A 14618-nucleotide genomic window follows, 5' to 3' on the forward strand; every position below is an offset into this window, starting at 1 on the left:
TTTCGTCGTTGCGCAAGGCAACGTGCCGGGTTTCACGGCTAGGAAGAAAGTCCACGAAAAACACTTAAGCCCGGTGCTTCAACCGTGTCCGCGAAGGGTGCGAACGGCCCGGATGGAGGGTGAGGATGTCGCCGAGGGGATCGGCGGGCGCGCGGGTGCCGTATGATCTGGGTCAGCCATGATCAACTCCATGCTAGTTGGTGATGGTTAGCGGGTCGTAGGAGCTGCTACTCCTGCGGCCCGCGCTTCTCGCAGCATTGCTGCCATGGTTGCCCGCAACGCGTCTTGCGATACAGCGCGGACAACGTCTACGAAGCTAACAAAAAGCGGTTCGGGTTGTCTGTAGGGCATGGACTGGGGGATATGTCGGAGTCGAGCACGACGGAGGCTAATATCCGTGCTTCAAACGGCGTATCACGGTTCTTATAAAGTCCCGGATACAGCGCTCATCCGATATCAAGGAACGACGTCGTGTCGAAAGATTGGAAGCAATTCTTCAAGCCTCTCTGGATGCATCGTTCAGATGGTCGAGAGCCTCAGGGGTTCTTGCCCGACTCCTTTTTGAGCTCGCAGCTTCAACATGCGCGGCCGCTTGGCAGCCATGCCGCGACGGCGCCCATGGCGACGTTCCTCGAGACGCAGCCGATTGAACGCCTGTTCGACATCGATGAACGGCTTAGGTCCTATTACGGTGTAGCCTTTCGAGATTGGCCTGAAAACATAGTTGCGGATATTGCGACATCGGCAATGAGTTCCTCGGTGCGCCAATCTTTGCTGTTCCTGGTTGCCGGGCATCACAACGGACGTATCCGGGAGAGGGCGCTCACTTTACTTCCCGATTTTCCTGGGAAGTTGACTCTCGCCGCTGCGCTGATCCGATGCGCGGATTGGGTTCCCATGGTCAGGCAAGTGGCCCAGAAAACAGCGGCGAGGCTTCTGGAACTTTGTCACGATAGTGATCTCGTCGATATTTGGCCGCTCGCCATTCGGTTGACGTCACGGGAGCGAGTGGATCGCGAATGGTTTAGTCGTTGCGTAGAAGGCCGGATATTGCGCGGCGAGCCACCGCAGCTTCTGCTGAACTTTTTGCAAAGCCAAAACGTCGCCGTTCGCACCTGGGCGTACGAAAAGGCACTCGATGTGAGTGTGTCGCTTGGCTTCGATCTTTTGGAATTGGCGATCAGAGACGCCAGCCCGAGGATTGCCCTTTCCGCGCTTCGATATTCGGGACATCGGGACGGCGAGGCACGCGCACGCGAGTTGGCGAGTTTCGGCGTAAAAGCACGTCACCCCGTCATCAGGCGTGAATCGCTTCGCATGCTGGCGAAGTTGGATGCATCACTGCCCCGCGAAGTGATCTATCGGATGCTGGGAGATAAGTCGGCGGGGGTGCGGTCTCTGGCTGCTTTTCTATTGAAAGAGAGATATTCGGAAGAAGCGATCGAATACTGGCGCGAAGTCATCGATAGCGACGTGCATCGGCCGACCTTGGGCGCTTTGATATCGTTGGTTGACCGTGCGCGCGAGGAGGACATTCCCCGCTTCAAGCGATGGTTGCCATACCCGAGAGGGCTTGTTCGTCTTTGGTGTATGCGAGGCGTGCTGCGTGCAGGTGGTGAGTTCTCCGATGAAGAGTTTCTTGGGCTACTTTCTACGCCGTCGGAAAAGGCGCACATGGAGGTGGCCGACTCGATAAGGAAGGGGATGGTCCGTTTCGACACGCGGCGTCTTATGGCCGCGCTGACGGCCGAGACGGCCACCTCAACGACTCGGAAGCATTTGAGAGCGCTGATGCGAGAGCTCGGCCATTGGGACAGGCTCGCTTTGATACTGAGTATCCGGCCGAGCGGCGAGCAGGAGCTCCTTTGGCGTGCGGCGGCTCTGGGCGACTGGATTGCCGATAGCGGTCGCTATGCGCCGCTAGGAGAGGCTCGGCGGTCGAGCCTTTTGGCGCTTTTGGAAGATCGTCGCGGCGAGATGGATGAGATGGCGTATCGAGAGATCGGGCGGGCGATCAGTCGTCACTGATGGTTGGTGAGGGCTTAAGGTCGCGCCAAGCCTGCCAGTCAAGGCGATTATGCCTTGGCACGCAACGGACTCGACTAGTTGGGTACGGTTCGATTTCCAGCCAATGACTCTGATCCCGTTCTTTCTTTTTGTCCGCCGGTTGAGGCCCGGGGGGGGGCGCCCTTTCCGATCCGCTCGTTTGTGTCGATACTAGGCTAGCGGGTCTGACAAAATGGGGGGCGCATGGAAGGCTGGTTGGATCAATGCCGGGTTTGGTGTAAGCAGGCCAAGTTCCTGGCTGAGGAGCTCGATTGGAACGAGCGCCAGAACCACGCAGGCGCCTTGCGTGGGACTAGCCCGTTGTTGGATCAAAATCGCGTAAGCATTCCTGGTCTCGTTTTTGAGGGAGAGTTGCAGCGCGGGAACTTCGGCCTCTACCAGAAATATGCAGTAATGCACCGTGCCGCTGGAAGGGTTCACCGGGTGTTTACCCTGGAAGTGTATCCATTCCACAAGCGCTCCCACCGAGATGAGTCCGGGGAGATTTTTGGCCCCCATTTGCACCTAGGAGACGATCGCATTGAGGGACTGTCTCACGCGGTGCGGCGGGTCCTGTGCAACCTAGACCCAAGCTCCCTTGCGGGATGGATAGCTCGATTCCGTCGGCATACGAAGATCAGCGAGGACAACGACAGACGATTGGCACCGCCGTATAGCGATGATCTGTTCGGATTAGAGTAATGAGCATTCCGACCTGCGCTACATACATTCGGGAATTGGGCTGGCATTGCGCACCTGTTGAAGCCCAGGGGAATCACGCGTTGTACGTTAGTACGCCCGTTCTTCTGCCGAACGGAACGCCGCTCGACTTTTATTTGATCAGTTACGGCGATCACATTATCGTGACGGATGATGGTCTGTGGCTCTTCGCACTACGCGGCCTTGGTTACGCCTTGGAGGATCGGCGTAATTGGCGCGGACTTGGCGACCTGGCAGAAAGGCATGGCTTCGCACTGCGCGATGATGGTTCGTTTGAATACAGTGTCACCGTTGGCGACCTGCGCATGGCTGGAGGTCGAATACTTCAGATGATATGTTCGATCGCCAGTTGGGAGTTGGAGCACTACGCGTCAGCCGACTCGGACCTAAGTCTTAACCGAGAGGTGGAGCGCTTGATGAGGCGAAAGGCTCCGACGTGGGAGATCGAGAAGAGCCCAATCGTCCGCTTGTCGAACGGCGACGAGCTCCGATTCGATTTTCGCTGGGGCGGCAAACTGGTAGACGCAATCGCACCGGTTGCTTTATCCGTGTCGGCACGCCTTCGCAAGATTCTCCAGATGCAGCGAGAGGCGTTCGATACCGATCGCCTGCTATTTATCATTGACGACAGAGCTGCGCCCGAAAAGGCCACCCACGAGCTTGCACTTCTGTCGCAAATGGCTAGGGCCATTCGATTCACGGACTTTGAGGAGCGGTTTGACGCATCCACTGAATCGACCTGACTCGCGCCTGCCGCGATCATCGCCGGAACTTCCGCCCCGACAACCGCGCACTTCATCACTAACGCAGAGCGATCACCCGCTAAGCAGTGGGTGGTCGCTATGTGCGAAAAAACGGGGTCAGGTTTGCTTTTGATTTCTCTGGAAGTAAACCTGACCCCGTTTTTGAGCGTTCGTTCCTGGGGGTTCCGACCGATAACGGGACGGAGGTAGTTAACCGTGTGGATCTATTGCATGGCACCGGTGCCTTAACTTCCTCCGGCCCCTTTTTCGGACACCAATGTTTGTGCAACACGCACATACATTGGTGCCATGCCCACACGCCTGTCGGAAGTCACCCCCCCCTGACTTCCAGCGCATACGCTATCCATAACTTCGCACTATGGTTCACTCATGGCTAATAGCCCAAGGGTGAGCCGGCTGTGCGCCGGGCGTTTCGCGAGCGACAAACCGTTCAAGGCGCTATGCCGCGTGGCGTAGCGGCAGTTCCTCGACTCCTTCAAACCGTCCGGGAAGAAAACGAATGATTACCCTGCTCGCCGCCGTGTTGAGCGGCATCATGTTTTATCTCTCCCAGGGATATGACCACGTGTGGTCTCTGGTCTGGTTCGCGCCCGTGCCGCTGTTGTGGCTGGCCTATGGGCGGGCGCGTACCTGGCAAGTCATCGGGGCAAGCGCCATCGCGCTACTCGCCGGCGCGGGCTATATATTGCAGTCTCCCTACCTGCACCTCATACCGCCGCTCGTCCTCGCGTCGGTTCTGGTGGTCGATGTCGGGTTGTTTTGCGTCGCGATCGGATTTGCGCGCTTCGTGCAGCGCAGAGCGTCGCCGCTGCTCACGCTGTTGGCGTTTCCGGCGTGTTGGACCGTCTTCGAGTTCCTGCTGGAATTGACGTCGCCGAACGGCACCTACGGATCGCTCGCCTACAGCACGATGTCTGCGCCCGTCCTGATTCAGAGTGCGTCGCTCCTGGGGATGTACGTCGTGACGTTCCTGATCTGTCTCTTTGCCAACACCCTCGCCATGGCGCTGCGGCCGCGGGGGAACATGGTGGCGGTCGGCCTCGGGCTGGCGATCTGTGCGGCCAATGGGGTGTTCGGCGTCGTGCGGCTCGCGCAAGCGCAGCCCGACGTGCTGCGAGTGGCGGCGATCGTCGACGAGACCGCCGTAGGGGATTCCTGGCGGGCGAAGACCGTGCCCGCTGCTGTCGCGGTCACCGAAACCTATGCGCGCGAGATCCGTGCAGCCGCCCGCGACGGCGCCAGATTCGTGGTGACGCCGGAAGGCGGCATGACATCGATCGCTGTCGGACAGGAAGCGATCGTTGCGCCACTGGTTGCCGCCGCCAGGGAGGCGGGTGTGCAGATCATTGCCGGCTTCCATGCCGAGACGCCGGCCGCCGACTTCGCGCTTGCGATCGCGCCCGATGGCAGGATGCAGCGCTACGACAAGCGCCATCCGGTGCCCGGTCTCGAGAACAACCTGACGCCAGGGCGTGTCTCGGGCCGGTTGAGTGATGGCCGTGCCATGGCGATCTGCAAGGACATGGATTTTCCCGACACCATTCGCGCCGACGCCGCCAAGGGCGTCCGTCTGATGGGCGTGCCCGCGGGCGACATGGGCATCGATGGCTGGCAGCACGGCATCATGTCGGTGATGCGTGGCGTCGAAGGCGGATTTTCGATCGTGCGGGCAGCCCATCGGGGGTTGGTGTTCGCCAGCGATGCGCAGGGGCGTCTGCTCGCTCTCGGAAAGGATGCACCGACGGGCCCGACGATGATCGTCGCCGACCTGCCGCTGGGCCCCGGGCCAACGCTCTATACGCGTATCGGCAACGTCTTCCCGTGGCTCTGCGGGATCTTCGCGCTCGTGGTTGGCACGTGGCTGTCGGTGAGGCGGCGACCGCGACGCATTGCGCTGTAGCCGAGCGTGTCGCATCGAGCTAACCCATCGCGCGCCCCGGGGTCCTGAGGTTCCACCCACAAGTCATGCCCACCCGCCATGACTTCCAGCGCATGGACTATTCATAACTTCGACCTATGCTTCACTCAAGGCTAAGTAGCCCCAAGGGTGAGCCAGATGGACGACGACATCGCCGGGCTGTTGAAGAAATTCCAGAAAGAGCTGTCGGCGGGCACCGTGTCGCTGGTGCTGCTGGCGGTGCTGGGGCAATCGCGGCAGCCGCTGTACGGCTACCAGATCGCCAAGCGGCTGGAAGAAGTGGGCGAGGGCGTGCTGGCGGGGAAGCAGAGCGCGCTCTATCCGGTACTGCGCAACCTGGAGGCCTATGGCCTGCTGGGCAGCGAAGTCGAGCCGTCTGTCAGCGGACCACCGCGCCGCTATTACCGCATTACCAAGCTGGGGCGCGAAGTATTGCGCGAGTGGGTCGCCGCCTGGAGCGCGACTCGCGATTCGGTCGATCACGTGCTGCAAGGAGGGGTGACATGAACACGCCGCGCACCATCGCGGAATACCTGGAGCAGCTGCGCGCCGCTCTGCGCGGTGCGGATCCCGCACTGATCCAGGATGCGCTTTATGACGCCGAGGAACACCTGCGCGCCGAGCTGCAGGAACATCCCGGCATGTCGCAGGAAGAGATGCTTGCGAAGGTCGTGGGCAGCTACGGCTCGCCGGAGGAAGTGGCGGAGATCTACCGCGACCAGGAGATCAAGATCCAGCGCGCGCTGCGTCCGCCGATACCGCCGAAGCGCCGCACGCTCATCGGCCGCTTCTTCGGCGTGGCGGCCGATCCGCGCACCTGGGGCGCACTGTTCTACATGCTGCTCGCGCTGGCGACGGGCATCTTCTACTTCACTTGGGTGGTGACCGGCGTCTCGCTGTCGGCGGGCCTGTCGGTGCTGATCATCGGCATTCCCTTCATCGTGCTGTTCTTCGGCACGGTAAGAGCCTTGTCGCTGGTAGAGGGGCGCCTGGTCGAGACCATGCTCGGCGTGCGCATGCCACGCCGCCCGCCATATGCCCCGGCTGGCCGTTCGCTGATGAGCCGCATCGGCGCGATGTTCTCTGACGCCCGCACCTGGACGACCATGCTGTACATGGTGCTGATGCTGCCGCTGGGCGTTACCTATTTCGCCGTGACGGTGGCCTTGCTGGCGACCTCGATCGGCTTGGCCGGTGCGCCGCTGGCGTGGACCTTTGGTGACTTCAACCACGACACGGTCACCGTCAACTGGGGTTTTGGCGAACACGTGCCCACCCTTGGCGATGCGTTGGCGATGTTCGTCATCGGCGTGCTGCTACTGTTCGCCACGCTGCACCTGGTGCGGGCGCTGGGCCGTATGCACGGCATGATCGCCAAGCATCTGCTGGTTTCGCGCGATTCCTGATTGATCCCGATCCCGCTTTTTCCCGCCGGAGGCCTTATGCGTCGTACACGCTCGTGTCTGGTGCTTGCGCTGTCCTTGTCGGTTGCCGCCGCCGCGCATGCGGCGGAGCCCGTTCCTTTCGAGCCCCGTCAGGCCAAGGCCTGGTTCGATGAGGCGCATCGCCAGTGCGAAGCCGACGGCGGCAAGCTGTGGGGCAAGAGCTTGTGCGGGCCGTCGATGTTCGTCGACCCGGCCACCCGCCGGGTGATCGCCAATCAGGCGGACACGCAGGGCTTGCTCAAGGCCGAGCAGGGTGTGTTCGTCGGGCGCCTGCCCGACAACATTTCTTTCGCCAATACCGCCCTGGACTGGGCTGGCGTGCGCTGGTCCCAGCTGGTCTGGCCGATGCCGGAGGATGCCGGCCAGCGCCGTGTGGTGATGGCGCACGAAGCGTTCCACCGCGTCCAGGCGCAAGTGGGGCTGGCACCGGCGCCCGACGCGCCGGTCGACGCGCTCGACACTTTGCAGGGTCGTTATCTCGTGCAACTGGAATGGCGTGCGCTGGCCAAGGCTGTGGCGGCCGCTGACGACCAGGAGCGCCGCCGCCGCGTTGACGACGCGCTGCTGTTCCGCGCCGCGCGCTACCGCCAGTTCCCCGAGGCCGCCGCCGCCGAACGCGCGCTGGAGCGCAACGAAGGCGTGGCCGAGTACACCGGTGTGGCCGTCGGCGCAGTATCGCCCGAGGAACGCAAGGCGCTGACCGAGGCGGATCTCACTTCGCATGTGTCCGCGCCGAGCTACATTCGGTCGTTCGAGTATGCGACCGGCCCCGCGTATGGCTGGCTGCTCGACCACTACGCGCCGTCGTGGCGGCAGCGGATTCGGGAGCAGCCCGACGCCACGCTCTCCGATCTGCTGGCCGCCGCGTTGCATACCAAGCCCGGCGACGCCACGGAGGCCGGGGTCGAACGTCGTGCCGCCGACTACGACGGCGCGACGCTGCTTGCCGCGGAGAATGCGCGCGAACAGCGGCGCCAGCAGGAGATCGCACACTACCGTGCGCAGCTGGTGGATGGGGCGCGTCTCGTGTTGCCGCTGCGCAAGCCGCAGATCATGTTCAATCCCAGCACGCTGGTATCGCTGGGGGATGTCGGCACGGTCTATCCGACCATGAAGGTCATCGCAGAGTGGGGCTCGATCGAGGTGACCGAAGGCGCCTTGCTCGCGCCGGATTGGAAGAACTTGTATGTCGCCGTTCCTGGCAAGGACGCGGCGCGGACGGGGACGGTCGCCGGCCCCGGCTGGACGCTGAAGCTCGCCGATGGCTGGCGCTTGAAGGACGGCGAGCGGCAGGGCGACCTGCGCTTGAACCACGACAACCCGGGCACACCCTGACGCCCGACACGCGAGGTGCTTTCGATGCGGGATACGCTGAAATTTCTGATCGGCCGTTGGACGGGCGAGGAGCAGATCGCCACCACGCGCTGGGGGCAGGGTGGGCCGGCCACGGCCGACGTGGAGGCGCGCCTCGACCTGGGCGGCAAGGCCGTGGTGATCGATTATCGCGAACAGCGCGATGGCCAGCCGGCGTTGCTGGCGCATGCGGTGATCGCGCCAGGGCCGGAGCACGACCAGTTCCAGCTGTTCTGGTTCGACAGCTACGGCTTCGTGCCTTCCGCGCCGGCGCCGGGGCATTGGGATGGCCAGCGGCTGACCTTCCTGCGCAGTTCGCCGCGCGGACAGACGCGGCACGTCTACACGCCCGGCGACGATGGCACGTATGGGTTGGCGTTGGAAAGTTCGTTCGATGGCGGCGTGACCTGGGAGCCGGTAATGCAGGGACGCTATCGCCGACGTTAACGGCCTGTGCCGGGACCGTTGCCCTGGACGCCGCGCTTTGCTGAGATGCGCGCCTTTCTCCCCACTGAAGAAGTCGCATGGAACGCCAGACACTATCCGCCTCGCTCCGCCGCCTGTCCCTGCTCGCCCTTTTCGCGCTGCCGCTATCCGCGCATGCGGGCCTGTGCGAAGCCCCATGGATGCACGATGGCGGTGAGGTGCGTTTGGCCATGTCGGGCAAGGCAGGCGTGCAGGCCAGCCTGCGCCTGGACGGAGTGAAGAAGGAGACCGCCGGCCGCTGCCAGGCCAATGTCACCGTCGACGCCAGCGCCACCGCCATCGGTGTGCCGAACCAGACGCAGACCACCTATCGCGTGGTGGTGAAGGACGATCACGCCGGTGTCGCGCTGGACGACAAGGCAAAGATGGCAGGGCACGGCGGCGGCACCGCCTTTCAGGGCACGCTCGGCGTGAAAGGGCTGGAGTCGCTGGCTTACGCCGGCGTGGTGACTCACGATGGCCAGCGCCTGCCGGGCGACAGCTACGACATGGACATGCATATGCAGGTGCGCGGCGTACCGCAGGCCATGATGAACGTGCCTTCGGTGAAGGTGACTTCTACCGAGAAAGTCGTAGGCGCACTTACCCAGCTGGACACGCGCCTGGGCCGCCTTTCCTGCTGGCCTGTGCGCTACACGCGAACCACGCGCATGGGGGCCGTCACGGCCGGCGGACGCACCATGACGCCGCCGGCGATGGTGGCGCAGGTGACGGACTGGTACTGCCCCGACTACGCGCTGGTGATGAAGCAGGAGACCGTGCAGAGCGGGCAGACGGGCATCGTCGAGGTCGTCTCGGCCAAGTAATGCATGGGCCGCGGGCGCGCCGAAGACGCGCCCGCGGCTTGGATTACACCAGTTGCAAGTCTCGCGGCTTCGCGCCGGGGAACACGGACTGCAGCTGGCTCGGTGACAGCCCCCAGGTCCGCGCGAACAATCCGCCCAGCATGTCGCGATAGTTGTTGAGCACCGGATAGTCGCGATTCTGCAGCAGGCTCTGCGCATTCACCGCCACCTGCTCGCCGGCGATGCGACCGCCGCGCACGCGACCGCCCAGCACCCAGTAGACCGTGCCGTGGCCGTGGTCGGTGCCCTTGTTGCCGTTCTCGCGGAAGGTGCGGCCAAACTCCGACACCACCACCACCACGGTGTTGTTCCACTCGTCGCCCAGCGCATCGGCATAGGCGGCCAGGCCCTGGCCGAGATTGGTGAGATTGTTGGCAAGCGCACCGGAGGCGCCACCCTGGTTGACGTGCGTGTCCCAGCCACCGACGTCGACGAATCCCACGCGGTACTGGTCGCGCATCATGGTGGCGATGCGTTGTGTTTCCGCGGCGAAGTTCTTGGCGGTGGACGCGCCGCGGTTGGCTTTCATCATTTCGTCTTCCAGGTCCTTGGAGACCTTCTGGCGCAGCTCCAGGCCGTCGGCCGCGGCGGCGGCCAGCGAGGTGCCCTTGTACATCTCGGCGAGGATGGCGGATTGGCGCTCGTCGAACGCCGGCTTGGCCACGCCGCGCAGCGAGATGTTGGGAATGTCCTTGCCGCCGCCCTGGAAGCTCAACGGCAACGCATCGGTGAAGGCGATGGAGGGCACGTTGGCGAGCGAGCCGGACAGTCGCGCGAGGAAGCCCGAGCGATAGTCCGTGCGCTGGCCGGTAGGCTCGCCGGATTCGATGTTGTCCTGCGTTTCGAAGTGGCTGCGCGACATGTCGTCGGTGCCGGCGAACGGTACGAAGGCGAGCTGCTTGCGCTGCCATAACGGATAGAGCGTGTCGCGCAGCACGGGGTTGAGGCCCCATTGGCTGTCGAGCGCGATGGCGCTGTTGGCATCGGCCGCATTGGGCCGCGCGATGGCGATGGTCGGGCGCGATTCGTAATAGAAGTCGCTGCCGCACGGCACCAGCAAATTGTTGCAGTCGTAGCCGCCGCGCAGGAACACCAGCAGGAAACGCGGCGCGGAGGCCGGCGCCGCGAACAGGCGGCCGGAGTAGGAGAACATCGGCGCGGCGGCTGCGGCGGTCGCGGCGGCGAGCAGGAACTGGCGGCGGTTCATGGCGCTACCTCAGCGGTAATTGAAGTCGGGGGACGACAGCAGGAAGGTGTTCCACTCCTGCTGCGACGCGGCCTTGGCCAGCGCATCGCGCGTGGCGGCCGAGAGATACGGATCGATCGCGTCGTAATACAGCCGCGTGGTCAGCATCGGGAAGCCCGGCGCCACGCCGTTGCTGCCCTCGGGCACGAACAGGCGGTTGTTGCCGGTGCCGATGGCGCGTGCGATCTCGAAGCGCTTGGCCATCTGGCCGGAGCTGGCCCAGCCGGCGGCGTCGAGCGGCCAGCCGTCCGGGGTGAGGCGGCCGTAGATCGGCTCGCCCAACTGGTTGAGCCAGTTCAGCAGCGGCCGTGCATTCACCACCGGGCGCCCGGCGTAGGCCAGGCGCACCGAGGACACCACGAACTGCATCGGGTCCTTGAATTTCTTGCCGCTGTCGGCGGTGAAGTCCTTGGATTCCAGCATGGTGCGCAACACCTTGGCGATATCGCCATCGCTGCGCTGGAAGGTGCGCGCCATCTTCTCCACCAATGCCGGCGGCGGCTCGTCGGCGACGAAATAGCGCGCCAGCTTGGTAGCGACGAACTTCGCGCAGGCCGGCTGGCGCGTGATCAGGTCCACCGCCTGTTCCACTTCGTCGAAGCCGCTGCCCTTGATGTGCTGGCCCAGTAGCACCTTGTCGCCGAAGTCGTGGCGCATCGGGTTGAACTCGAACATGCCGTCGCGCACGTAGAGCGAGGCCATCTTCGGATTAGTGCGCTGCTTGTCGGCGGGCGGCGCGATGCCGACGCCGGTGAGCACCAGTGCCAGCTGCTGCACGTCCTGCTGGGTGTAGCCCGAACCCACGCCCAGCGTGTGCAATTCCATCAGCTCGCGCGCGTAGTTCTCGTTGACGTGGCCCTTGGCGTTCTGCGCGTTGTCCAGGTATTCGAGCATGGCCGGGCTCTTCAGCGTGGCCATCACCAGGTCCTTGAACTTGCCCAGCGCGTGCGGGCGAATGCTTTCGTCGGCGAAGCGCGCGGCGACCCAGCGTACGCGGCCCTTGGCCCCGTACACGCTGAAGTGGTTGAGCCAGAACCACACCATCTGTTCCTTCAGCTGGTTGGAACCGTAGGCCGCGCGCAGCAGCGCGGCCTGCTGGGCTTCCTGCAGCAGGTCGTTGCCGTGCTGCTGCAACGCCTTGCGCGCATCCACCTTGGCGTCGCCCTCGGGCATGTCCTTGATGCGCTCCTGCTCCGCCTGGTACGCGGCGATCAGCTGATCGGGCGGCGTGTTCACCACCTCGTAGCCGTGGATCAGCTGGGCGATAGCCGGCGGCAGGTCATCGCCGCCGCGGTCGTCCAGCTGTTCGTCCAGATAGCGGCCGCGGCCGAGTTCGCGGTAGCGGGCCACGCTGGCGTCGTCCAGGCCGAAGCCGTCACGGCGCAGCCAGGCGACGTCGTCGGCGCTGAGCGTGTCGCGCGTGCGTGCCTCGACGGGCGGTGCGCCCAGCGCGCAGACGGTGGCGAGGGCGAAAAGAAGCGTGGTGATGGGGCGGAGCGGAGTCGGGCGGCGCATGCGTCGGGGCTTCCTGGCGGTTGACGTCGGCGAGGGTTGCGTGGACTGACAACGCGTCACCTTGCCATGCGTCGACACGCCGCGTCAGTACAGGCGGCCGCATTCGTCGGGCATTCATGCGGCAGCGTCGTCGCATGAAATTGCGGTGGAAAAAGCATTCAGAACTCGTCGACGAATTCCACCGCGATATCCAGCTCGCGCGTGCCAAGCGCGGCGACGTTATGCACCAGATCCACTTTTTTCTGCGGCGCCTCGATTTCGACGCGCACGACGTCGCCCTGATTGTCGTCGATCAGGTCGCTGGAACTGGAGTCGTCGCGCATCTCGTCCATCGACTCTTCATCCACGTCCTCTACGTGCTCGATGCCTTCGATGCCGCGGATGGCGCTGATCAATGTGTCGATATGGTCGCGGGCGCCGGAGATGCGCATTCGGATCATGGCCATGGCGGGCGCTCCAGGTAGTGCGGGTTCGCGTACATGCTGGCGCGGGTCGCGTATGCGGCGGGTGATGCGCCGGATAAGGATCAGTGGTGGCCCGCTGTAGTGAGGGAGCGAGCTTTCATGCTGCAATAGCCGGACTGCCCGTTGCCGTCCCCTCGCCATGCCCAAGACCTACGACCGCGCCTATTTCGACAAGTGGTACCGCGACCCGCGCCATTCGGTGGCATCGGCCGGTGAGCTGCGCCGCAAGGTGGCGATGGCGGTGGCGCAGGCGGAGTACTACCTGGGCCGGCCGATCCGCAACGTGCTGGACGTGGGCTGCGGCGAAGCGCCCTGGCGTGCGCCGTTGCGTGCGTTGCGGCCGGGCATCGCCTACCGCGGACTGGACGCCAGCGAGTACGTGGTGGCGCGCTACGGGCGCAGCCGCAACATCGGGCTGGCGCGCTTCGGCCAGCTGGCCGAGCTGCGCTTCGACGAGCGCTTCGACTTGATCGTGTGCACCGACGTGCTGCATTACCTGAAGCCGGCGGAGATCCGGGCCGGCCTCGGCGGCATCGTGGACATGCTCGAAGGCATCGCCTTCCTCGAGCTGTTTACCAGCAAGGACGACGTGGCCGGCGACCACGACGGCTTCGTGGCACGCGCGCCGTCCTGGTATCTGCGGGCCTTCCGCGAGGCGGGGTTGCTGCCGTGCGGCTCGCACTGCTACCTGGGGCCGCGGCTGGAGCGGCGCATCGCGGCGCTGGAGCGGGCCCAGCTGGCCTGAGCGGGCGCGCCATCGTGCGCCGCTTGGCGAACATGGCGGCCGCGGCGCGGTTATGATCGGCCGGCGCCCCCAGGAGTGGCGGGCGCCTTGGGGCCCGCGGCCTCGAGCCATCGACTAGGGACAGCCATGTCTGCCATCGGATCCGTCGTCAGCCGCCATCGCAACAACGCGGCGCTTTCCATCTTCATTCTTTTCTTCGCGGTCCTGCTGCTGGCCTGTGCCGCGCTGCTGTTCGCGGTGCGCGGCAAGGCGGCGCCGGAAGGGGCGGCCCTGATCAACGGCAGCATGATCGGTTGCGCGGTGATCGGCCTGGCGCTGATCGGCGGCGCCATGCTGATGCGCCGCACCTACTGGGTACTGGGCGAGCAGGGCGTGGAGCGCCATGCCGGCGGCGCGGTGCGGCAGTGGCGCTTCGACGAGATCGCCGAAACCTGCCAGTTCTACCGCGCCGGCCTGCCCGTGGGGCTGGCTTGGCGCCGCCAGGGCGAGGAGGAGTGGGGCGCAGTGAATGCGCATCTGAGCGGCTACCGCAAGTTCTATGACACGCTGGACCGCGCCTACGTGACCGCGCGCCTGCCCAAGCTCATCGATGAACTGGAGCGCGGCCGCACGCTGGACTTCAAGGTGCTCACCCAGGTCGGCCAGCTGCAGCGGGACTTCGCGCTGGGCATCCGTACTTACCTGCGCGCCGCCACCGCCAACGCGCTGCGCGTCAGCCTCACCGCGGTGACCCTGCAAGGTCGCGAGATCCCCTTCGCCGACATCGTCGAGATGGACGTCTCCGACTGGACCTCGCGCCTGCGTCTGCACCTGCGCGACGGCACGCGGGCGGAGATGAGCTACCAGATCCTGTTCGACGCGACCTTGGCGATGGCGCTGATCAGCGTGCTGATTCCGCAGCGGCAGGATAAGCGCGCTGCTTGAGGGGGGGGCTCTTTCCGGCGCGTCGCGAGGCACGCCACTTCTCCCTCCGCTCGCTGGGGAGAGTTGGCGCTGTTTCCTTCAACGCAGACGCGCTTCTTCTTCAAGGAAGTCGCGGACGTGGAACTGGAATTCGTGCCGGATGAGCAG

General features: G+C 64.4%; 13 protein-coding genes. 10 read left to right on the top strand and 3 right to left on the bottom strand.

The genetic code is table 11. The annotated features are described in order from the left end of the window. Window positions 1-471 precede the first annotated feature (471 nt). From ACNR9O_RS04210 to ACNR9O_RS04245, 8 genes are all read left to right on the top strand, one after another. Complete coding sequence (locus tag ACNR9O_RS04210) at window positions 472-2028, top strand: HEAT repeat domain-containing protein (RefSeq protein WP_473682562.1); 1557 nt, start codon at window positions 472-474, stop codon at window positions 2026-2028. 719 nt (window positions 2029-2747) lie between these two features. Then, window positions 2748-3509 (top strand): DUF1828 domain-containing protein, encoded by a 762-nt coding sequence (locus ACNR9O_RS04215; protein ID WP_473682560.1) that lies wholly within the window; start codon window positions 2748-2750, stop codon window positions 3507-3509. A 520-nt stretch (window positions 3510-4029) separates the two neighbouring features. Then, window positions 4030-5430 (top strand): nitrilase-related carbon-nitrogen hydrolase, encoded by a 1401-nt coding sequence (locus tag ACNR9O_RS04220; RefSeq protein ID WP_473682558.1) that lies wholly within the window; start codon window positions 4030-4032, stop codon window positions 5428-5430. 156 nt (window positions 5431-5586) lie between these two features. After that, window positions 5587-5955 carry a PadR family transcriptional regulator gene (locus ACNR9O_RS04225; protein ID WP_473682556.1) on the top strand — a complete coding sequence of 123 codons (369 nt, stop codon included), beginning with the start codon at window positions 5587-5589 and terminating at the stop codon, window positions 5953-5955. After that, on the top strand, window positions 5952-6854 hold the full coding sequence (locus ACNR9O_RS04230; protein WP_473682554.1) for a sensor domain-containing protein: 903 nt from the start codon (window positions 5952-5954) through the stop codon (window positions 6852-6854). The genes ACNR9O_RS04225 and ACNR9O_RS04230 overlap by 4 nt, the downstream gene beginning before the upstream one ends. Before the next feature lie 36 nt (window positions 6855-6890). Continuing rightward, window positions 6891-8228, top strand: a complete 1338-nt coding sequence (locus ACNR9O_RS04235; protein ID WP_473682552.1) for a hypothetical protein — start codon at window positions 6891-6893, stop codon at window positions 8226-8228. A 24-nt stretch (window positions 8229-8252) separates the two neighbouring features. Beyond that, entirely contained in the window at window positions 8253-8693 is a 441-nt protein-coding gene (locus ACNR9O_RS04240) for a DUF1579 family protein (RefSeq protein WP_473682550.1), read from the top strand. 77 nt (window positions 8694-8770) lie between these two features. Beyond that, a complete protein-coding gene (locus ACNR9O_RS04245; protein WP_473682548.1) occupies window positions 8771-9538 on the top strand; it encodes a hypothetical protein in 768 nt (255 codons plus the stop codon). A gap of 43 nt (window positions 9539-9581) precedes the next feature. Here ACNR9O_RS04245 and ACNR9O_RS04250 read toward each other — a convergent pair whose 3' ends face one another. The 3 genes from ACNR9O_RS04250 to ACNR9O_RS04260 all read right to left on the bottom strand — a co-directional run bounded on the left by ACNR9O_RS04250 (window position 9582) and on the right by ACNR9O_RS04260 (window position 12784). Next, a complete protein-coding gene (locus ACNR9O_RS04250) occupies window positions 9582-10784 on the bottom strand; it encodes a DUF1501 domain-containing protein (RefSeq protein WP_473682546.1) in 1203 nt (400 codons plus the stop codon). 9 nt (window positions 10785-10793) lie between these two features. Further along, the gene (locus ACNR9O_RS04255) at window positions 10794-12338 is read right to left on the bottom strand and encodes a DUF1800 domain-containing protein (protein WP_473682544.1); all 1545 of its coding nucleotides are present in this window, start codon (window positions 12336-12338) and stop codon (window positions 10794-10796) included. Window positions 12339-12496: 158 nt separating this feature from the next. Further along, the gene (locus tag ACNR9O_RS04260) at window positions 12497-12784 is read right to left on the bottom strand and encodes a hypothetical protein (protein WP_473682542.1); all 288 of its coding nucleotides are present in this window, start codon (window positions 12782-12784) and stop codon (window positions 12497-12499) included. A 157-nt stretch (window positions 12785-12941) separates the two neighbouring features. Here ACNR9O_RS04260 and ACNR9O_RS04265 point away from each other — a divergent pair, with 157 nt between their 5' ends. Both ACNR9O_RS04265 and ACNR9O_RS04270 read left to right on the top strand, forming a co-directional pair. Continuing rightward, entirely contained in the window at window positions 12942-13547 is a 606-nt protein-coding gene (locus ACNR9O_RS04265) for a class I SAM-dependent DNA methyltransferase (protein WP_473682540.1), read from the top strand. Window positions 13548-13673: 126 nt separating this feature from the next. After that, window positions 13674-14471 (top strand): hypothetical protein, encoded by a 798-nt coding sequence (locus tag ACNR9O_RS04270; RefSeq protein WP_473682538.1) that lies wholly within the window; start codon window positions 13674-13676, stop codon window positions 14469-14471. The last annotated feature ends 147 nt before the right edge of the window (window positions 14472-14618 follow it).

Source organism: Dyella sp. CR10 (assembly GCF_055814425.1).

What these genes read in the sequence shown, in the direction of transcription:
- ACNR9O_RS04215 (WP_473682560.1), top strand. Translation starts at nt 2,748, where the DNA reads ATGAGCATTCCGACCTGCGCTACATACATTCGGGAATTGGGCTGGCAT.
- ACNR9O_RS04220 (WP_473682558.1), top strand. Translation starts at nt 4,030, where the DNA reads ATGATTACCCTGCTCGCCGCCGTGTTGAGCGGCATCATGTTTTATCTC.
- ACNR9O_RS04225 (WP_473682556.1), top strand. Translation starts at nt 5,587, where the DNA reads ATGGACGACGACATCGCCGGGCTGTTGAAGAAATTCCAGAAAGAGCTG.
- ACNR9O_RS04230 (WP_473682554.1), top strand. Translation starts at nt 5,952, where the DNA reads ATGAACACGCCGCGCACCATCGCGGAATACCTGGAGCAGCTGCGCGCC.
- ACNR9O_RS04235 (WP_473682552.1), top strand. Translation starts at nt 6,891, where the DNA reads ATGCGTCGTACACGCTCGTGTCTGGTGCTTGCGCTGTCCTTGTCGGTT.
- ACNR9O_RS04240 (WP_473682550.1), top strand. Translation starts at nt 8,253, where the DNA reads ATGCGGGATACGCTGAAATTTCTGATCGGCCGTTGGACGGGCGAGGAG.
- ACNR9O_RS04245 (WP_473682548.1), top strand. Translation starts at nt 8,771, where the DNA reads ATGGAACGCCAGACACTATCCGCCTCGCTCCGCCGCCTGTCCCTGCTC.
- ACNR9O_RS04250 (WP_473682546.1), bottom strand. Translation starts at nt 10,784, where the DNA reads ATGAACCGCCGCCAGTTCCTGCTCGCCGCCGCGACCGCCGCAGCCGCC.
- ACNR9O_RS04255 (WP_473682544.1), bottom strand. Translation starts at nt 12,338, where the DNA reads ATGCGCCGCCCGACTCCGCTCCGCCCCATCACCACGCTTCTTTTCGCC.
- ACNR9O_RS04260 (WP_473682542.1), bottom strand. Translation starts at nt 12,784, where the DNA reads ATGGCCATGATCCGAATGCGCATCTCCGGCGCCCGCGACCATATCGAC.
- ACNR9O_RS04265 (WP_473682540.1), top strand. Translation starts at nt 12,942, where the DNA reads ATGCCCAAGACCTACGACCGCGCCTATTTCGACAAGTGGTACCGCGAC.
- ACNR9O_RS04270 (WP_473682538.1), top strand. Translation starts at nt 13,674, where the DNA reads ATGTCTGCCATCGGATCCGTCGTCAGCCGCCATCGCAACAACGCGGCG.